General features: G+C 66.7%; 12 protein-coding genes. 1 reads left to right on the top strand and 11 read right to left on the bottom strand.

Annotated elements, in window-relative coordinates:
- Positions 1-9: 9 nt before the first annotated feature.
- The 11 genes from EET13_RS28100 to glf form a co-directional block, all read right to left on the bottom strand.
- On the bottom strand, positions 10-1563 hold the full coding sequence (locus tag EET13_RS28100) for an acyl-CoA carboxylase subunit beta (protein ID WP_122445318.1): 1554 nt from the start codon (positions 1561-1563) through the stop codon (positions 10-12).
- Positions 1564-6855, bottom strand: a complete 5292-nt coding sequence (gene pks13 / locus EET13_RS28105) for a polyketide synthase Pks13 (RefSeq protein ID WP_122445319.1) — start codon at positions 6853-6855, stop codon at positions 1564-1566.
- A gap of 7 nt (positions 6856-6862) precedes the next feature.
- Positions 6863-8752: a long-chain-fatty-acid--AMP ligase FadD32 gene (gene fadD32, locus EET13_RS28110; protein WP_122445320.1), complete on the bottom strand. Its 1890-nt coding sequence runs from the start codon at positions 8750-8752 to the stop codon at positions 6863-6865.
- Between the two features lie 380 nt (positions 8753-9132).
- Complete coding sequence (gene culp6, locus EET13_RS28120) at positions 9133-10179, bottom strand: carboxylesterase Culp6 (protein ID WP_122445321.1); 1047 nt, start codon at positions 10177-10179, stop codon at positions 9133-9135.
- 234 nt (positions 10180-10413) lie between these two features.
- The gene (locus EET13_RS28125; RefSeq protein WP_122445346.1) at positions 10414-11319 is read right to left on the bottom strand and encodes an esterase family protein; all 906 of its coding nucleotides are present in this window, start codon (positions 11317-11319) and stop codon (positions 10414-10416) included.
- Between the two features lie 165 nt (positions 11320-11484).
- Entirely contained in the window at positions 11485-12516 is a 1032-nt protein-coding gene (gene ag85A, locus EET13_RS28130) for a diacylglycerol acyltransferase/mycolyltransferase Ag85A (protein WP_122445322.1), read from the bottom strand.
- Positions 12517-12911: 395 nt separating this feature from the next.
- Positions 12912-14903, bottom strand: a complete 1992-nt coding sequence (gene aftB, locus EET13_RS28135) for a terminal beta-(1->2)-arabinofuranosyltransferase (protein WP_211189153.1) — start codon at positions 14901-14903, stop codon at positions 12912-12914.
- Positions 14878-15786, bottom strand: a complete 909-nt coding sequence (locus tag EET13_RS28140; protein ID WP_122445324.1) for a decaprenyl-phosphate phosphoribosyltransferase — start codon at positions 15784-15786, stop codon at positions 14878-14880. Before EET13_RS28140 ends, aftB begins: the two co-directional genes overlap by 26 nt.
- The gene (locus EET13_RS28145) at positions 15783-16340 is read right to left on the bottom strand and encodes a phosphatase PAP2 family protein (protein ID WP_122445325.1); all 558 of its coding nucleotides are present in this window, start codon (positions 16338-16340) and stop codon (positions 15783-15785) included. The genes EET13_RS28140 and EET13_RS28145 overlap by 4 nt, the downstream gene beginning before the upstream one ends.
- On the bottom strand, positions 16333-18243 hold the full coding sequence (locus EET13_RS28150) for a glycosyltransferase (RefSeq protein ID WP_122445326.1): 1911 nt from the start codon (positions 18241-18243) through the stop codon (positions 16333-16335). The genes EET13_RS28145 and EET13_RS28150 overlap by 8 nt, the downstream gene beginning before the upstream one ends.
- Positions 18240-19436, bottom strand: coding sequence for a UDP-galactopyranose mutase (gene glf / locus EET13_RS28155; protein WP_122445327.1), 1197 nt, complete (start codon positions 19434-19436; stop codon positions 18240-18242). Before glf ends, EET13_RS28150 begins: the two co-directional genes overlap by 4 nt.
- 266 nt (positions 19437-19702) lie before the next feature.
- Here glf and EET13_RS32070 point away from each other — a divergent pair, with 266 nt between their 5' ends.
- Positions 19703-20605, top strand: a complete 903-nt coding sequence (locus tag EET13_RS32070) for a hypothetical protein (RefSeq protein WP_244604158.1) — start codon at positions 19703-19705, stop codon at positions 20603-20605.
- Positions 20606-20768 lie beyond the last annotated feature (163 nt).

The following is a 20768-nucleotide window of genomic DNA, read 5'->3' on the forward strand; positions in this document are numbered from 1 at the left end:
GCGAGCTGGCTACACCGGGATCAGGCCGTGCTTGCGGCCTAGCCGCGTCCATTGCTGCTTATCCCGTAGTAGATGCAGCGACTTGCGCAACAGCAGCCGGGTTTCATGCGGGTCGATCACCGCGTCGATAAACCCGCGCTCGGCGGCGATCCACGGAATCGCCATGTTGAGGTTGTAGCCCTCGATGAAGTCTTTCTTGATCGCCTGCGCTTCCGGCGCAGTGGGGTCCGGGAAGCGTTTCATCAGCAGCTGCGCGGCCCCCTCGGCACCGATCACCGCGATGCGCGCGGTGGGCCAGGCGAAGTTGAAGTCGGCGGTCAGCTGCCGGGAGCCCATCACCGCGTACGCGCCGCCGTAGGATTTGCGGACCGTGATGGTCACCTTCGGTACGTCGGCCTCGACCACGGAGTACAGGAACCGGCCGCCGCGCTTGATGATGCCCCGCTTCTCCTCCTCCGCACCCGGCAGAAATCCGGGGGTATCCACCACGAACACCAGCGGGATCTGGAACGAATCACAGAACCTGATGAACCGCGCCGCCTTGTCGGAAGCCTCGTTGTCGATGGCCCCGGACATGTGCATGGGCTGGTTGGCGATCACGCCCACCGGACGCCCGTCGACCCGGGCGTACCCGGTGATGATGGCCGGCCCGTGCTGCGCGGCGACGTCCAGAAAGTCGCCGTCGTCGAAGATGCGCAGCAGGATCTCGTGCATGTCGTAGGCCGCATTGTCGGAGTCCGGCACGATCGAGTCGAGTTCCAGGTCGGTCGGGGTGATCTCCGGTTCCAGCCCGGGATTGATGGCCGGCGGCTTGCCGAAGCAGTTGGACGGCAAAAACGACAGGAAGTCGCGCACGTAACCGAACGCCTCGGCTTCGGAGTTCACCACGTGGTGGATGTTGCCGTAGCGGGCCTGCGCGTCGGAGCCGCCGAGTTCGTCGAGGGTGACGTCCTCGCCGGTGACCTCACGGATCACGTCGGGTCCGGTGACGAAGAAGTAGCCCTGGTCACGCACCGAGACCAGCAGGTCGTCCTGGATCGGCGAATACACCGCTCCCCCGGCGCACTTGCCGAAGATGAGGGAGATCTGCGGCACCACCCCGGACAGTGCCTCGTGACGTTGACCCAACTCGGCATACCACGCCAACGACGTGACGGCGTCCTGGATGCGGGCGCCGCCGGAGTCCTGGATACCGACGATCGGGCAGCCGACCATCGCGCACCACTCCATCAGCCGGGCCACCTTGCGGCCGAACATCTCACCGACGGTGCCGCCGAACACCGTCTGGTCGTGGGAGAACACCCCGACCGGTCGGCCGTTGATGAGCCCGTGCCCGGTGACCACCCCGTCGCCGTAGAGCGCGTTGGGGTCGCCCGGGGTGCGGCACAACGCCCCGATTTCGAAGAAGGTGCCCGGGTCCACCAGCTCGTAGACGCGGGCGCGGGCACTGGGGATGCCCTTCTTGTCGCGCTTGGCGGCGGCCTTCTCACCGCCGGGCTCCTTGGCCAGCTCCAGCTTTTCGCGTAGTTCGGCCAGCAGCTCGGCGGTGGTCTTCGTGCTCACTTAGGGGGCCCTCTGTTCAGCCTCGACGTTGCCTAACGCGCGGCTCATGTGCTCGCCCACCTTGGCGATGATCGGCTCGTCGATGGCCTGGATGTGCTCACCACCGATCGGCACGACCTCGAGGTCGGAGACGTACTCGCCCCAACCGCCGTCCGGCTGGCGAACGGCATAGCGCGGCTCGAACATGATCGCGTCGTCATGGTATCGGTCGGCCATGTAGAGGGTGACATGCCCGTCGTAGGGCTGGATCTGCGCGGTGTCGATCGCGCGGTTGTCCAGGTACGACGTGCGCTGGTGCTCGATGATCCCGGCCGGGATCTGCACGCCGGACTCCCGCACGGCGTCGAGCACGAACCGGACCTGGCCCTCGTCGTCGAGCTCCTCAAGCTGCTCGTAGGGGATCGCCGGGATGGTGACGTTGAACGTCTTCTCGGCGAAGCGGGCGTAGCGGTCCCAGCGCTTGCGGATCTCCTCCTTGGTCTGCGGGATCTCTTCGCCGGCCCGCACGGCATCGATCAGGCCGACGAACGCGACGTTCTTGCCCAGCCGCTTGAGCCCGATCGCGCAGGCGTAGGCCAGCACCCCGCCCAGCGACCAGCCGACCAGAATGTAGGGCCCGTCGCCCTGCATCTCGACCAGCTTCGGAACATACTGCGCGGCACGCTCTTCGATGGTCCCCTCGACCCGCTCGAAGCCGTACATCGGGGTGTCCGCCGGCAGCCGGTTGAGCAACGGCTCGTACACCACGGTCGAGCCGCCGGCCGGATGGAACACGAACACCGGCGGCTTGGTGCAGCCCTCTGCCCGGGCACGCAGGGTACGGACAAACCCGTCGATCGTGCCGGCCTCCAGGTAAGCGCGCACCTTGTCGGCCAGCGCCTCGATGTTGGCCGCGGTCAGCACATCCTCGGCGGTGATCGGGCCTTCGGCACGCTCGGCAAGCCGTTGGGCCATCTTGGCGGCGGCGGCATCGTCCAGCTTGGGCAGCGGGTTGAAGATGCCGCCCGGTGATTTGCCGGTGACGATCGCCCAGGTGGCAAAGGTGACCCGCTCGGCCGCATCACGCGGCGGCACGTCGGCGTTGAGCGCCTTGGCGACCGCTTCGGAGTTCAGCGCCTCCGCGGCACCTTTGAGATTCGGCTGCCCGTTGCCCGAGGGACCCGACGGATCCGTCGGCGGCGGCGGGACACCCGGCGGTGCTTGGGTTTCCGGTTTTGCCTGCGGGTCGGGCGCCGGCGCAGTCACCGTCGAAACCGTTGCACCACTGAGCAATTCGGCCTGCGCCCGGGCAATCTCCTCGGCCGTCTGGTTCTTCTGGTACTCGCTGAGCTGCGTCACCTCGTCGCGGTGCTCGACGGCGTACTCGATCAGCTTCTCGACGTTGTAGAGGTTGGCATCGCGCACCGCCGTCAACTGAATCGGCGGCAGGTCGAAGTCGTATTCGACGCGGTTCTTGATCCGTACCGCCATCAGTGAGTCGAGCCCGAGCTCGATCAGCGGCACCTCCCACGGCAGGTCCTCGGGCTCGTAGCCCATCGCCGACCCGACGATCAGGCCCAGCCGATCCGCGATGGTCTCACCGGAATCCGGCGACCACCTGCCCACGTCGGAGGGCAGATAGCGGGTGGTCAGGCTGTCGGTCAGCGTGTCGGCCTCCGGCTCCTCGGGCGCTTGAGGCACCTGCGGCACCACCGGCGCCGCGGCCGCGATCGCCGTGCCGGCCCCGACGGCGGCAGGCAACACCGACTCCAAGCCGGACCGGGCCACCAAGGCGTCGTAGACCAGCGTGAACGACTCGTCGATGCGGGCGTGCACCTGAACCGACGCGCCGCCGGGATGCCGCGTCATCGTCGTCACCAGCCGGGCGCCCTCGCCGGGCACCGCACGCTGCTCGGCGGCCGTCAGCTGTGCGTCGGAAAGCACTTGGGCCGCAGCGGCTCTCACCAGCGCCGCGAGGTCGGTCTGGCCGTTGCGCGGCGCGTACTCCCACACGTGGCGGCCGTCCGGCAGCGCGACATGGTTGCCCGGCATGATCACCGAGGCGTCGCCGGAGAAGTGCGCGTCGAGCCAGTGCTCCTTGCGCTTGAACCGGGTCGGCGGGATGTCGGCGAAATCCTCGGGGCCCGTGGCACGGCTGAAGAGCGTCCAGATGTCCAGGTCGTGGCCGTACACATAGAGCTGGGCCATGGTCGAGATCATCGACTCGACCTCGTCCTGCTTGCGGGCCAGCGTCGGGATCAGCTGGGCGTCATGCAGGCCGGCGGCGGCCGTGGTCAAACCCACCTGCATCAGCGCCACCGGGTTGGGCGCCAATTCCAGGAATGTGGTGTGCCCGCTGTCGACGGCGTTGCGGATTCCGTGGGTGAAGTAGACGGAATGCCGCAGCCCCTTCTTCCAGTACTCGACGTCGTGGATGGGCTCGCTGCCCGGCTTGATGTAGCTGCCCTCGTGCACCGTCGAGAAGATCCCGCAGGTCGGACTCATCGCCTTGATGCCCTGCAGCTCGGCGGACAGCTCACCGAGCAGCGGATCCATCTGCTGAGTGTGGCTGGCGCCCTTGGTCTGGAACTTGCGGGCGAACTTGCCCTCGGCTTCGGCGCGGGCGATGATCGCGTCCACCTGCTCGGGCGGGCCGCCGATGACCGTCTGGGTGGGTGCGGCGTAGACGCACACCTCCAGATCGGGAAAGGCCTCAGACTCCTTAAACACCGTCTTGATCTCGTCGGCGGAGTACTCCACCAGCGCCATCAGCCGGATGTACTCGCCGAACAGCATCGCCTCGCCCTCGCCCATCAGATGCGAGCGGGAGCAGATGGCGCGGGTGGCGTCGCGCAGCGACAGGCCGCCGGCGAAGTACGCCGATGCCGCCTCGCCCAGCGACTGCCCGACCACCGCGGCCGGCTTGGCGCCGTGATGCTTGAGCAGCTCACCGAGGGCGATCTGGATCGCGAAGATGGTGACCTGGGTGGTCTCGATGCCGTAGTCCTGCGAGTCGTCGAGGATCAGCTCGAGCACCGAATATCCCAGCTCGTCCTGGACCAGCGCGTCGACCTTTTCGATCCACTCGGCGAACACCGGGTTGCGCAGGTACAGGCTCTTGCCCATCTTGCGGTGCTGGGCGCCGAAGCCCGCGAGCACCCAGACGGGACCGTTGGTCACCGGCCCGTCGACGCTGAACACATTGGGCGCCTGCTTGCCGGCGGCGATGGCCCGCAGCCCCTTGATCGCTTCCTCGTGATTGTGGGCCAGCACCACCGCGCGGGAGCGGCCGTGGTTGCGTCGCGACAACGACCGCCCGATCGACTCCAGCGACGACGCCTGACCCTCGGGGCTTTCCATCCAGTCGGCCAGCTCGGCGGCGGCGGCCTTCTTACGCGAGGTCAGGAATGCCGACACGGCCAACGGAATCCACGGGTCGGAAACTTCTTCTGCCGCAAGCTCGGCCAGCGCAGCTTCCTTGAGCCGTAGCGCCTCCTCGGTGACGCCAGGCAGCTCGGGCTCTTCGTCCTCCTCGGCAGCGTGTGCGTCGGTGATGATGTTGCCGAAGTCGTCGAACCGTAGCGCGTGGCCTTCCAGAGCGGGCGCTTCGGACGGTGCCGCCCCGGCCGGCGCCCCTACTTCTGGCTCGGGTTCCCGCGCCTCTTTCTCCACCACGTCACGCGGCAAGACCTCACGCACGACCACGTGCGCGTTGGCGCCGCCGAAGCCGAAGCTCGACACCCCGGCCACCGCGTAGCCGCCGTAGCGTGGCCAGTCGGCCACCGTGTCGATCACCTTCAGCCGCATCATGTCGAAATCGATGTAGGGGCTGGGCCCGGCGAAGTTGATCGACGGCGGCAGCTTGTCGTGCTGCAAGGCCAGCACCACCTTGGCCATGCTGGCCGCACCCGCGGCCGACTCTAGGTGTCCCACATTGGTTTTCACCGCGCCCAGCAGCGCCGGACGGTCGGCCGGCCGGCCCTTGCCGACGACCCGGCCCAGCGCCTCGGCCTCGATCGGGTCACCGAGGACGGTGCCGGTGCCGTGTGCCTCGATGTAGTCGATGGTGCGCGGGTCGATCCCGGCGTCCTTGTAGGCCCGGCGCAGCACGTCGGCCTGGGCGTCCTGATTGGGGGCGATCAGGCCGTTAGACCGGCCGTCGTGGTTGACCGCGCTGCCGGCGATCACGGCCAGGATCTGGTCGCCATCGCGGCGGGCGTCGTCGATGCGCTTGAGCACCAGCATGCCGCCGCCCTCGGAGCGGGTGTAGCCGTCGGCGTCCGACGAGAACGACTTGATCCGCCCGTCGGGGGCCAGCACCTGCCCGATCTCGTCGAAACCCAGCGTCACCACCGGGGTGATCAGCGCATTGACACCCCCCGCCACCGCCACGTCGCATTCGCCGTTGCGCAGCGCCTGCACCGCCTGATGGGTGGCCACCAGCGAGCTCGAGCAGGCGGTGTCGACCGCGACCGACGGCCCCCTGAAGTCGTAGAAGTACGACACCCGGTTGGCGATGATCGACGTGGCGGTGCCGGTGATCGCATACGGGTGCGCGACCGTCGGATCCGACACGGCCAGGAAGCTGTAGTCATTGTTGGAGACGCCGACGTAGACGCCGACGGCCTGGCCGCGCAGGCTCGACGCCGGGATGCGGGCGTGTTCGAGCGCCTCCCAGGTCAATTCCAGCGCCATCCGTTGTTGCGGGTCGATGTTGTCGGCCTCGGTCTTGGCCACCGCGAAGAACTCCGAGTCGAAGCCCTTGATGTCGTTGAGGTAGCCGCCTCGGGTGCGCGCCTTGGCCACGCGCTCGGCCAGCCGAGGCTCTTCGAGGAACTCCGTCCAGCGGCCCTCGGGCAGGTCGGTGATGGCGTCGCGGCCTTCCAGCAGCGCCTGCCAGGTTTCGTCTGGAGTGTTCATGTCGCCGGGCAGCCGGGTCGACAAGCCAACGATCGCGATGTCGACCCGCTCGGCGGGACCCTTACGCGACCAATCGACGACGTCGACGCCGTCATCGGCCGTTTCGGGCTCGCCCTCGATGATCCGCGTCGCCAACGACTCGATGGTCGGGTGCTGGAACGCCACCGCGACCGACAGCGTGACGCCGGTCAGGTCTTCGATGTCGGCGGCCATCGCCACTGCATCGCGCGATGACAGGCCCAGCTCCACCATCGGCACCGACTCGTCGATCGAGTCCGGTGACTTCCCGACCGCCTTGCCCACCCAGTTGCGCAGCCACTGCCGCATCTCGGGGACCGTCATTTCGGTCTTGCTGGCAGGCACGTTCTCCTGCGGTTGATCTATGTCAGCCATGGGAACCTCAGGACTCGGTGGCAAAGGCCGTCGGGGAACCGACGCCGCTGCGCAAGCTGCCGTCGACGTAGGCGGCACGGCACGCTCGGCGGCCGATCTTTCCGCTGGAGGTCCGCGGAATCGTGCCGGCGGACACCAGCAGCAGGTCCCGCACGGTCACCCCATGTCCAACGGCGATGGCAGCACGGATGTCGTCGGCGATGGGCTGGTATTCCAGCTTGTGGGTACCGGCAGCGCGTTCGGCGACGATCACCAGCTGCTCGGAGGTGTCCTCGGGGTCGAACTTCAGCCCGGCGTGCGGGTCGTCAAACACCTTCTGCGGCAACTGGTTGGCGGGCACCGAGAAGGCGGCCACATAGCCGACGCGCAAGGCCTTGTTGGACTCCTGCGCGGTGTACTCCAGGTCCTGCGGGTAATGGTTGCGGCCGTCGATGATGACCAGGTCCTTGATCCGGCCCGCTATGTAGAGGTGCCCCTTGAAATAGGTGCCGTAGTCGCCGGTGCGCACCCACAGACCGTCGTCGGGGGCACCCTCGGCGTGCGACTCGCTGATCCGCGACTTCAGAATGTTACGGAAAATCTGCGCGGAGTCTGCCTCCTTGCCCCAGTAGCCGATGCCCAAGTTGTTGCCGTGCAGCCAGATCTCGCCGATCTGCCCGTCCGGTAGCTCGGTGGCCGTCTCGGTGTCGACGATGACCGCCCACTCGTCGACGCCGACCTTGCCGGCGGAGACCTGCGCGACAGCGTTCGGCGAGTCGGCGGGCACCTCGACGAAACGCTGCTTGTTGAGCTCGTCGCGGTCCACGTGGATGACGGTCGGCGGTTCGTTGGGCGCGGTAGTCGAGACGAACAGCGTCGCCTCGGCCAGACCGTAGGACGGTTTGACGGCGGTCTCCTTGAGACCGTAGGGCTTGAACGCCTCGTAGAACTTGCGCAGCGACGCCGGGGACACCGGCTCGCTGCCGTTGAGGATGCCCTTGACGTTGCTCAGGTCCAATGGTGGTTCGTCGTCGCGGGGTAGCCCGCGAACCGCCGCATGCTCGAAGGCAAAGTTCGGTGCGGCGGAGAACGTGCCCCCGGTTTCGCCGGGCTTACGCGCGAGTTCGCGAATCCAGCGGCCGGGCCGGCGCACGAACGCGGCCGGGGTCATGAAGGTGAAGCTGTGGCCCAGCACCGACGTCAACAGCACGGTGATCAGGCCCATGTCATGGAAGAACGGCAGCCAGCTGACACCGCGGTCGCCTTCTTGCCCTTCCAGGGCATGGAGCACCTGCAGCACGTTGGTCGGCAGGTTCAGATGGGTGATCTGCACGCCGGTCGGAGTGCGGGTCGATCCGGACGTGTACTGCAGATAGGCCGTGGTGGACTCATTCGCGTCGGGCTCCTGCCAGGTCGCGGCTACCTCGGTGGGAACCGCGTCGACGGCGATGACACGGGGCCGCTCCTTGGCCGAGCGGCTGCGGATGAACTTGCGCACCCCCTCGGCCGAGTCGCTGGTGGTCAGAATGGTCGACGGGGTGCAGTCGTCGAGCACCGCGTGCAACCGGCCGACATGGCCCGGCTCGGCAGGGTCGAACAACGGCACCGCGACCCGGCCGGAATACAGCGCGCCGAAGAACGAAATCAGATAGTCCAGGTTCTGCGGACACAAGATGGCGATGCGATCGCCGGGCTGGGTGACCTGCTGCAGACGCGCACCGACGGCACGGTTACGCGCGCTGAACTCCGACCACAGGATGTCGCGTTCGACGCCGTCCCGTTCGCTGGAGAAGTCCAGGAACCGGTAGGCCAGCTTGTCGCCACGCACCCTCGCCCACTTTTCGACGTGACGCACCAGGTTGGTGTTCTCCGGAAACCGGATTCTTCCATTCACGATGAACGGGTTGTGGTACGCCATGCCGCCCTCTCCTGTCACAACACTGCTTGGTCGGCTACGCCGACAGGGTTACATCCGTGGTCGGCTCCGCCGACGAGTTACATCCGTGGTCGGCTCCGCCGACGAGTTACATCCGTGCGTGGTCCGGCCCCCAAGCGGCGCGCGCACGCACTGGCGCGCCGATTGTTGCCGGCTACGACCCAACAGGGTCACCCACATGCTCTTAAATTTCTCTTAATGTTAAGGGGCGGGAGGCGACAGACCAAATCACAAGGTACCGCTGATCGCATTACGATCGGGGCACTACCGGTTGTGTCTTGGAGCCCCAATGCTGGCGGCGCTCCGATGCCAGGCTGTCTGGCCCACGCCGGCCCCACGGCGTTGGGGCCATCGATCCCAACTCAGCCGTGTTTGGGATGCGGGGCCTTGTCGATGAGGTCATGCGCCCAGTTCAACGTCCATTGCGTCGCCGGCTGCCCGTCGGAGTTCCAGAATTCGGGGGTGGCGTACATCGCGTGGACGGGTTGCCCGGCGCCGCCGGCCAACGTATTGAGGGTGGTCGGCAGATTGGCGGGGCTGAACGCCTCCTGCGGGGCGGCACAGATCAGATCGCCCTGGGCACATATCTCGTTGGTGCGACTGTCGAGCGCCCCGAAACCGCCCGGACGTGCGCCCGTCATCGTCAAGCCAAGCCCGGACAGCACCGGCACCTCGTGCAGGGTGACCTCGGCGCCCTCACCAGGCGGGCTCGGCGGGATGTCGTTGCCCACCCCCGGCTGGCGACGGCCATCGGCGATCAGCGTCACCCCCAGCACCAGGTCGTCATCGACCGGTCCGCGGCCGTTGCCGATATCGCTGGCCACGTCGCCGGCGATCACCGCGCCCTGTGAGAAGCCGATGATCACATAGCTGGTCAACGGGCATTTGTTATTCATGTCCGTCATGGCCTGCACCATCGCCCGAGTTCCCTCAGCCCGGCTTTCGTTGTAGGACATCTGACCGTCGGAGCTGAGCGGATTGTGGAACTGCGCGGTGTAGGGAACCGTGTACGTCTGCACCCGCGACACGGGGAAATCCTGAGAGATCGGCCCGGTCACGTTGAGCAACAACGCCTTCGGAAACTGCACCGGGTTGAGCGGATTGTCCTGCGGTGACGACTCCCAGGTTCCGGGCACGGAGATCAACTGCACGTCCGGACAGGACGCATCCTGGAAGGCGGGGCGGGGCTTGCGTGGGTGCGACGTGGTGGGGCCCCCCGGCGTGAGCACTCCGGGCGGTACCGCACTGGGCGGTACCTCCTGGCGGCGCAGCATGATCACCCCGGCGACGATGACCAGCGCGACGACCGACGCCAGTGCACCGGCCGCAACCCAGGCGAGGATTCGCTGGCGGCGTCTCCTGAGCCGGGCATCACGGGAGTTCCTAGAATTCTTGGAATTCTGAGCCATGTTCTCCTGCTAGCAGCGTCGGTGCGTCTGGGTACAGCGTGCGGTCGGCGGCGGGGTCGCGCATGCTCACCGCCGAGCCGCTCGAAGTCCACCCATACCGCGTCGGGGCCCCGGTAGCCCCGCGCTCGGCTGCACCACATACACGGTACCGGCTGGTGAGAACGTTCCAGTCCCGACGATGTTCCGCCGCGCGTGTTCGGGGCGCGCGCCGGTGAGGATCCCGCCGTCGGGTCGCTAGCGGATCGCGCCGACGATATCGCCGGACATAGCACCCAGTTGCGCCGACCAGGAGCCCCAGCCGTTGTCGCCCCCACCAGGAAAGTCGAAGTGTCCGTTGTGCCCGCCGACCACGCGATACTGCTGGTAGAACGACCGATTGTCACCCATTGCGGCACCGGCCTGGCCGATCATGGCAGCAGGATCGCTGGCCCCCATGTTGGTGGGACTCCATACCCACAACCGGGTGTTGTTCTGCGCCAGCAGAGCGACATGCACGCACGGGTCGTGCCACTTCCACCGACCCAACTGTGGGGCACCCCACATTCCATTGCCGTCCACACCGCCGAATTCCTGTAAGCCTGCCAGGATCGCGCCGTTGGTCGCGGTGCTCGACGGGTACAGGAATCCCGACAGCGACCCCGCGAAGCCGAATCGATCCGGGTGGAACGCGGCCAGCGCCATCGCTCCGTAGCCCCCCTGAGCGGCGCCGACGGCGGCGTGACCGCCCGGTGCCAGGCCCTTGTTGGCCGCCAGCCAATCGGGAAGCTCACTGGACAGGAAGGTTTCCCATTGCTTGCTGCCGTCCTGCTCCCAGTTGGTGTACATGCTGTAGGCACCACCGGCCGGGGCGACCACCGAGATTCCCTTGCCCGCCAAGGTGTTCATCGCATTACCCGCGGTAACCCAGTTGCTGACGTCCGGGCCGGCGTCGAAGGCGTCGAGCAGGTAGACCGCGTGCGGACCGCCGCCCAGGAACGCGACCGGGATGTCGCGGCCCATGGCGCCCGACGGCACCATCAGGGTCTCGTAGGGGGCGGCTGTGGCCGCGCCCGTGGTTCCGGCCCCCGCCGTCACACCGGCCAATGCGATCGACAGCACCGCAACGCAGAGCAGCCGTAGCAACACCGACAGACCCCTCATGTCCACCTCCATCGTCCAGCGCTGCGACCGAGGCCCGGCCCGCAAGGTAGCTAACCACACCGTGCACGACGGGATAAAGGGGAGATAACAGACCAACGGCGGCGACCTTGGGGGTCGCCGCCGTTGATTGCGGACTTGTGACGCCTTGCGGACGCCTAGCTTGCTCTAGGTGCCCTGGGTGCTGCCGTTGCCGCCGCCGCCAGGCGTTGCGCCCAGTGTGTGCTGCATGTCGGGCTTCATGGCGTTGAGCTGAGCACCCCAGTACGGCCAGTCGTGGGTACCGTTCGCGTCGAAGTTGAACACCGCGTTGTGACCGCCGGCGGCGTTGTACGCGTCCTGGAACTTCAGGTTGCTGGTCCGCACGAAGCCCTCGAGGAACTTGGCGGGCAGGTTGTCGCCACCGAGGTCGGACGGCTTGCCGTTGCCGCAGTAGATCCAGATGCGGGTGTCGTTGGCAACTAGCTTGCCGACCTGCAGCGTCGGGTCGTTGCGCTGCCACGCCGGGTCATCCTTGGGACCCCACATGTCGGAAGCCTTGTAGCCGCCGGCGTCACCCATGGCCAGGCCGATCAGCGACGGCCCCATCGCCTGTGACGGGTCCAGCAGTGCCGACAGCGAGCCGGCGTAGATGAACTGCGCCGGGTGGTATGCGGCCAGGATCAACGCCGACGACCCGGCCATCGACAGACCCACCGCGGCACTGCCGGTCGGCTTGACCTGGCGGTTGGCCGACAGATACTGCGGCAACTCGCTGGTCAGGAACGTCTCCCACTTGTAGGTGGTGCAGCCGGCCTTACCGCAGGCCGGGTTGTACCAGTCGGAGTAGAAGCTGGACTGCCCGCCAACCGGCATGACCACCGAGATGCCCGACTGGTAGTACCACTCGAACGCCGGGGTGTTGATGTCCCAGCCGTTGAAGTCATCCTGGGCGCGCATACCGTCAAGCAGGTACAGCGCGGGCGAGTTCGCCCCACCGCTTTGGAACTGGACCTTGATGTCGCGACCCATGGCCGCCGAGGGCACCTGCAGGTATTCCACCGGCAGGCCCGGCCGCGAGAACGCACTCGCGGTCGCCGAACCGCCAGTGACGTCAACGACACCGACCAGACCCGTCAGCAGGGCCGCACCTACGGCTCCCACCATGAGTCGGCGCGGCATACCCGTCACGGCGCCACGAAACCTGTCAACAAGCTTCATCCTTGCTTCCTCATCCTCAATCTTTTAGGCGCATCCGGTGAATAGGGCGCATCCTCAACTACTTCAGACTGCGCGCGCTCGGCGTCGCAGTGCCCGTGTAGTCAACCACAACTTGGGGTCGGTTCTCTCATCGAGCACCGCGCCGAAAGCGTTAGCGGGCGGCGGTTCCGGGTGATTTTCGGGCCGCAAACAGCGGCTCGACGCCTCGTTTTCGCATGTGCCCGCGGTTCGGTGCCCGCAGGTGACAGCTCGAATGTGATGTTGCTGTCAGTCTCGCGCCCAACCAGGGCGCATGCGTCGCGGACGTCGGGTCGCAATTCGGCTGAAATTCTTCGCGGCAAGGCCCGCACGGCCCGAAAGTCCGGTCTGAATCACTCGCTATCACTCGCTATCGATCACTCCCGAGCCGGGGCCGGCGGCACGTTGGGCACCTCGAGGCCGCATCTGATGAGTTCGTTGAGCGGCACCCTGTCGATCCGGTACCGGGTGAACTCAAAGGAGTGCACCACGTTGGACATAAAACGGCGCAGGGTCAACGGGGCACGCACCGAGTTCAGCACCGCCTGGGTGGCGGGGCATTTCAGCGCCGCCTCCGCCTGAGCGACCCAAGCAGGGTCGAGATAGCCCGGAACACCCGGATACCACTTCACCCACGGGCCATCGGCGATCACCCAGTCGGGAAACAGGTTCTTGTCGTGGCCGATCCGGCCGTGCTTCAACCGCTCGGTGTGTTGAGCCAGCGGGTTTGCCAGCCCGATCTGGTCGATCACCTTGACATCGAGTCCCACATTCATGCCGAGCATCCCCAAATTGGTGAAAAACACCGCGTGTTGCGGCTTTTGGGTCGCCGGGATACCGGGAGCGGTTCCCGGCGGGATCATCGGCACCAGATCCCACTGGTTGTAGTTGCCCGACGGCAGCAGCAGGGCGCCTTCGGGGGTGTGGTCAAGCGCGGTCAGCACGGCAGCCATCCGCGGGTAATCGAGGTAGTCAGCGGCGGTCAGCGGATGGGCGTGCCCGGTGGCCTGCGCGTAGAAGCGGCGCTCGTCAACGATGCCCGTATAGGTGACGTGCGTGGCATCGTCTCCCATCCCCGGCGAATTCGCGGCCCAGAGCGACCACCCCGCGATGCCCAGCCACAACATGCTCACCACCCCAGCCAGCCAGTATCCCGTTTCCTTGGCGAAGTCCTTGCCGTCGGGCAGCGCGACAGGAATAACCGACACCGGAGCCAGCAAACAGAACAGCGGGGCCAGCAAGACACGTCCGTGCATGAAGTCTCCGCCCTGGCGGATCCAGTACAACGCCTGCAGCAGCCCGCTGCCGACCATGAAGACCACCACGGCCGCCGGGCTCTGGACCGCCCGGGCCACCCGTCCGTAGTCGGGAGCGATCACCGGACGCAGAAACGACGGCCGGCGGCGGGCCAGCATCAGCAGCACGCCCAACGGCACCAATAACACGACCGGCACCCACAGGGCATACGGCCGGTTGAAATTCGACAGATAGATCATGCCCTGCGACCACTTGTCGCCCGCGGCGTCCTTGGCTAGCGCGGTACCGGGCACCAGCAATCCGTAGTAGCCCATCCGGAAGATCTGGTAGGCGACCGGCAGGAAACCGCCGGCCACCACGATCAGCACCCGGCGGCGCCACGTCCGCGCCGCGATCAGCATCATGATCAGGGCCAGGCCGCCCATCAGCGCCAGCTCGGGCCGGACCAGCACGCTGCATCCCGCCACGAAAGCCAGCGCCCCGATGAATACCCGGCCCTGCGGACGGACCCGCAGCGGTTGCGCCCAGCACACCATCAGCCACCACAGCAGCCCGAGATAGGTCAGCACCAGCCCGCTTTCCAGCCCTGACGTTGCGAAATCTCGCGCCGGTGGCACCGCGATGTAGATGAGCGCGCCGGCTGGCAACATGATCGCCCGGCGGCCGCGCAGGCTGGGCGCATACAACCGGCCGGTGCCCAGCATGAGCAGCGCCACCCCCAGTAACGACAGCACCAGAGCCACGGCCAGCGCCACATATTCCAGGCGCATCGGCCCGCCCACCCAGCTGGCCACGTAGAGCAAGTACGTCCACAGCGTCGACGTATTGGCCTCCACGCGCTCGCCCACGTTGAACACCGGCCCGTTGCCGGCCAGCAGGTTACGCACCGTACGCAGGACGATCAGCCCGTCGTCGGCGATCCAGCGTCGTTGCCACGCGCCCCAGCCGAACAGCGCGCAGACCACCGCCACGCTGACCCACAGACTGATCCGGACCACCGGCTCATAGGGAAAAACCGGCCACCTGACCCGCCTGACGGCCGGCCTGCGGGCCAGCGCGCTGGCCCGTAGGGCCTTGAATCTGGAGCTAGCCGAAGGCAACAGCGGCCCCAACTGTTCCTATCCACGCCAGCGCCAGCAACTGCAACACCCGATCACGCAGCGCGATGTCTTCGGGCTCTCCGGCCAGGCCGCCGTCGACGTCCACGGCGTAGCGCAGGATTGCGATGGTGAACGGGACCATCGACACCGCGTACCAGGAACCGGAGTACCGGTCGCGCTCGAAGGCCCACAGCCCGTAGGACACGACGACCGCGGTGGCCGACAATGTCCAGACGAACCGCAAATAGGTGCTGGTATAGCTTTCCAGCGACTTGCGGATCGCGGCGCCGGTACGCTCGGCCAGTTGCAGCTCGGCGTAGCGTTTGCCGGCCACCATGAACAGCGACCCGAACGCCGCGGTCAGCAAAAACCACTGGGACAACGGAATATCAGCGGCGGCGCCACCGGCGATGGCGCGGATCAGATACGCCGACGACACGATGCAGATGTCGATCACCGCTTGGTGCTTGAGGCCATAGCAGTACCCCAGTTGCATGGCCAGGTAGACGGCCATGACCACCGCCAGGCTGGGGGTCAACCACCAGGCAATGCCCAACGAGGCCACCCCCAGCACCGCCGACATGACGTAGGCCAGCCATTCGGGAACCACACCGGCGGCAATCGGGCGAAACCGCTTGGTGGGGTGCTCGCGATCAGCCTCCACATCACGCACGTCGTTGATCAGGTAGATCGCCGAGGCGGCCAGGCTGAACACCACGAACGCCACCGAGACTTTGGTCAGCACCTCGGCGTAGTCGTATCGGACGCCGCGGCCTGCCGCGGCCAGCGGCGCGGCCAGCACCAGAACGTTTTTGACCCATTGCCGCGGCCGCATGGCCTTGACGACGCCGACAACCAGGTTCGCCGGAGGCCCGGTCACCACGTCTTCACTCATATCGACACACCCCTCTGCAGGCCGACATCGAGTCGCACCGCAACGGCCGCGACGGCAGCGCCGAGCGCCACACCGGCGGCGACGTCGCTGGGGTAATGCACCCCCAGCAGTATCCGGGACAGTGCCATCGGTGGCACCAGCACCGCCGCGCCCAGTCCGATGGGCAGGCCGACGGCCCTGCTCATGAGGATGGCCGCGGCCGTCGTAGAGGTGGCGTGCGCCGACGGGAAGCTCAATTGGCTTGGTGTGCCGACGTTTACGGCGACGGCCGGATGATGGGGGCGTTTGCGCCGGACCAGCCGCTTGACCACCACCGCGGCCGCGTGGGCGGCGAAGGCGCCGCCGCCGGCGACCAGCCAGTCCCGGCGTCTCCCTGGAGAAAGCGCCGCGCCGAGTGCCGACACGGCCAGCCAACCGATGCTGTGTTCGCCGAAGTAGGACAGTCCCTGCGCGACGGTCAGCGCCTCCGGTCGCTCATTCAGCGCTGACTGTACGGCCACAATTGCGGCGACTTCACCGCTCGCCGGCGCCCCCAGCGGACGGGCTTTAGGCATGTCGGCGCTCTTGGTTTTCCACCGTGAAGAGCACCGTCTCCCACTTCTGCTTGCTGGACAACACGGGCAACGCGGCGCGATAGATCCTGCGCATCTCGTCGAAGCGGCGGGTCAGCTGGCGTTGGCGGCGCAGCGACTGCCACAGCAGGGCGAACATCTTGGCCCGATCCCGCTGCCGGAAGACCACCCCACACCCGTCGGCCGTCGTCACCGTGACACCGTCGACCGTGCACAACCGGAACCAGCGGGCATCCTGGGTCGGCACGTTGAACTCGGGGCGCGCGTGGTGGGCCGGGTCGGCGGCCTTGAGGTTGTGCACGATGCCCCGGCCCAGCCGGTAACCAATGGTGACGGGGTTCACCGGCGGCTTGTTCACCTTGTTCTTGTGCAACGGCGGCGGCAGCTCGCTGGCCGCGGGCAGCACGACGGCGTCGGGATATTCCTTGCGGATGCGATGCACTTGCGGCAGCGCCGATTCGAGGATGGAGAAGATGTGCTCGGGGCCGGCCAGGAAGTCGTCGATGGCCTTGTTCTGGATTGCCACCGTCGAATACTCAAGGCAGGCAAGGTGTTTCAGTGTCGCCTTGAGGTGGCTGCGCACCAGTCCGGTGATGTCACCGTCCCAGTGCATCGCGGCCACCACCAGCCGGTTGCGCAGGTGGAAGTAGGCCTGCCAGTCGATGGCGTCGTCTTTGTCGCTCCAGGCCATGTGCCAGATCGCCGCGCCGGGCAGCGTGACGGTGGGATAGCCGTGTTCGGCGGCGCGCAGGCCGTAGTCGGCGTCGTCCCATTTGATGAACAACGGCAGCGGCTGGCCCAGCTCCTCGGCCACCTGGCGCGGGATCATGCATGTCCACCAGCCGTTGTAGTCGACGTCGATGCGCCGGTGCAGCAGCTTGCTCTTGTCCTCTTTGTCGCCCAGCGGGCATTCGGCGAAGTCGTGGTCGTACTCGGCGTGCGGGGCGGCGGTCCACATGAAGTTCGAGCGGTTGACGACCTCGCCCATGATGTGCAGGTGCGAGGGCTCCTGCAGGTTGAGCATCTGTCCGCCGACCAGCATCGGGCCCTTGGCGAAGCGGTGCATGGCCAGCACCCGCAAGATGGAGTCCGGCTCGATGCGGATGTCGTCGTCCATGAACAGAATCTGCTGGCAGTCGGTGTTTTTCAGTGCCTCGTACATCACCCGGCTGTAGCCGCCGGAGCCGCCGAGGTTGGGCTGGTCGTGAATGGAGAGCCGATTGCCCAGGCGGGCCGCGGCGGCGGGGAAGTCTGGATGGTCGCGGACTTTGCGGGTACCTTGGTCGGGCACGATCACCGCACCGATCACCTGGTCCACCAGCGGGTCGGCGGTGAGTTCGGCCAGCGCGTTGACGCAGTCCGCGGGGCGGTTGAACGTGGGGATGCCGACGGCGATGTTGGCCGTGCCGGGGGCGGGGGTCGGCGCGTACCAGCCACCGTTGAGCAGGGTGACCGCGGTGTCGGTGGTGATGTCGAACCAGATCCAGCCGCCGTCCTCGAAAGGTTGCAGCCCCACTTCGACCTCGACGACCTGCGGCTGGCCCGGCGGGCAGTCCGAAGCGCCGGCGAACGCCCGGCCCTCGACGAAGATGCGCGCACCGGTGGCCTTGGTCCGGTAGACGTCCAGGCGCCCCGCTCCGGTGAGCTCGACACGCAGCACCACAGACGTGCAGATCGACCAGCGTCGCCAGTAGCTGGCCGGAAACGCATTGAAATAGGTGGCGAACGACACCTCTGATTCCGCGCCAATCTGCAGCGAGGTCCGGCTCGTGGCGTGCGCGCGCCGCGCGTTGGTGGTCGACTCCTCGAGGTACAGCTTGCGCACGTCGAGCGGTTCACCCGGTCGCGGCAGGATGATGCGGGACAGCAGGCTTTCGGCGGTCATTGCCGCGCGCCTCCGTCCAGATCGGCGCCGTCGCGCAGGTGCGGCGCGAGAACGTTTTCGTACATGCTCAAAGCGCTGGCAATGGCCATATGCATATCCAGATATTGGTAGGTGCCCAAGCGACCGCCGAACAGGACCTTCGATGACGCGGTCTCGGACTTCGCCCTGGCCCGGTAGGCGGCCAACAGGGCACGGTCGGCCTCAGTGTTGATCGGATAGTAGGGCTCGTCGTCGGCTTCGGCGAACCGGGAGTATTCGCGCATGATCACCGTCTTGTCCGTCGGGTAATCGCGCTCGGGGTGGAAGTGCCGGAACTCGTGGATGCGGGTGTATGGGACGTCGAGGTCGTTGTAGTTCATCACCGGCGTGCCCTGAAAATCACCACAGTCGGGCAGCACTTCCACCTCGAAGTCCAGGGTGCGCCAGCCCAGCCGGCCGTCGGCGTAGTCGAAGTAGCGGTCGATCGGGCCGGTGTAAACAACCGGGGCGTCCGGGCTGGCCGCACACAGCGCGTCGCGAACGTCGAACCAGTCGGTGTCTAGCCTGACCTCGATCCGGTCATCGACGGCCATGTTCTGTAGCCACGCCGTGTAGCCGTCGACCGGCAGGCCCTCATAGGTGTCGCTGAAGTACCGGTTGTCGAAGGTGTAGCGCACCGGAAGCCGGCTGATGACGGCGGCCGGCAGCTCGGCGGGATCGGTCTGCCACTGCTTGGCGGTGTAACCCTTGACGAACGCTTCGTAGAGCGGCCGGCCGATCAGCGAGATGGCCTTCTCCTCGAGGTTCTGCGCGTCTTCGGTCTTGATTTCGGCCGCCTGTTCGGCGATCAGCTGCCGCGCTTGGTCAGGCGTGAAGTACTTGCCGAAGAACTGCGAGACCAGGCCCAGCCCCATCGGGAACTGGTAGGCCTGCCCGTTGTGCATGGCGAAGACCCGGTGCCGGTAGTCGGTGAAGTCGGTGAACTGCCGCACGTAGTCCCACACCTTCTTATTGGAGGTGTGGAACAGGTGCGCGCCGTATTTGTGGACTTCGATCCCGGTCTGCGGCTCCGGTTCGGAATAGGCGTTACCGCCGATATGCGGGCGGCGCTCGACAACGAGCACCCGCTTGCCGAGCTGGGTAGCCACGCGCTCGGCGATCGTCAGGCCGAAGAATCCGGAACCGACGACGAAAAGGTCGAATCGTGCGGTCATCGGTTGCCTAGGTTATCCGACCCTGCTGCCAAAACCCGACTTGGCGGCTCGTCCGAGTCAGGGTTCTCGCAGGTTTGGGCCGGGTGCGCAGGTTCTCATGTCCGTCGATAGCCCAACATCGCACCTTTGGTGCGATTGCCTCACGATTCGATATAGCCACTCTAGTCACACGAACCTCACTCGTACCATCGAGTCGTGGGTTTCACGCCGTCGCAGACAGATGGAAGGAACCGACGCAACAAATAGTCCACATTGAGGAGACTTCCGTGCCGAATCGACGCCGACGCAAGCTCTCGACAACCATGAGCGCCGTCGCGGCCCTGGCAGTTGCGAGTCCTTGTGCATATTTTCTTGTTTACGAATCGACCGTGGGCACCAAACCGCCCGAGCACCACGAGTTTGTCCGGGCGGCAAGCGTGGCCGATTTGCCCGGCGAGCTGATGTCGGCTCTGTCGCAAGGGCTTTCGCAGTTCGGCATCAACCTGCCACCGGTGCCGAGCCTGACCGGCGGCAGTGCTGCCGGCACCGGCCTGACCAGTCCGGGCCTGACCAGTCCGGGCCTGACCAGTCCGGGCCTGACCAGTCCGGGCCTGACCAGTCCGACGGGTTTGACGCCGTCGACGCCGGGATCGTTGGCCCTGCCGGGAACGACGATAACGCCGCCGACACCGGGAACCGGAATCAACCCCGCGCTGACCAGCCCCACCGGAGCCACACCCGGGCTGACGAACCCTACGGGGCTAGACCCGGCACTCGGCGGCGCCAACGAGATTCCCATCACGACACCGGCCAGCCTGGACCCCGGCGCCGACGGGACCTACCCGATCCTGGGCGATCCGTCGTTGGGCTACGGACCAGGCGGCGGCTACGGGCCGGCCACCAGCCCGATCGGCACCGGCGGCGGTGGCCTCGGCGGCAGCAGCGGCGGCGGCGGGCTCCTCAACGACGTGATGCAGGCGGCCAACCAGCTGGGCGCCGGGCAGGCCATCGACCTGCTGAAGGGCGTGCTGATGCCGTCCATCATGCAGGCCATCCAAAACGGCGGCGCGGCGGCACCTGCGGCTGGCGTACCCGCCGCCGGCCTGCCCGCCGCGGTTCCGCCAGCGCTTCCGGCGGCCGCGGCACCGGTGGTGGCGCCACCAGCCGCGGCGACCACACCAGTCGCCTGACTATCCCTGCTGCCCTACAAACCTTGGGACCTGTCACCTGACGACACCGCAGAGTGGCCCCGGACGGGAGACCGCCCAGCACGCCATCGCTCTGCGGTGTCGTCGACAGGTTTTCCACATAAATACCGTGTCGCCTCATAAGAAACATTAGACACACAAGTAA

It is taken from the genome of Mycobacterium attenuatum, from assembly GCF_900566085.1.
GTDB classification, from domain to species: domain Bacteria; phylum Actinomycetota; class Actinomycetes; order Mycobacteriales; family Mycobacteriaceae; genus Mycobacterium; species Mycobacterium attenuatum.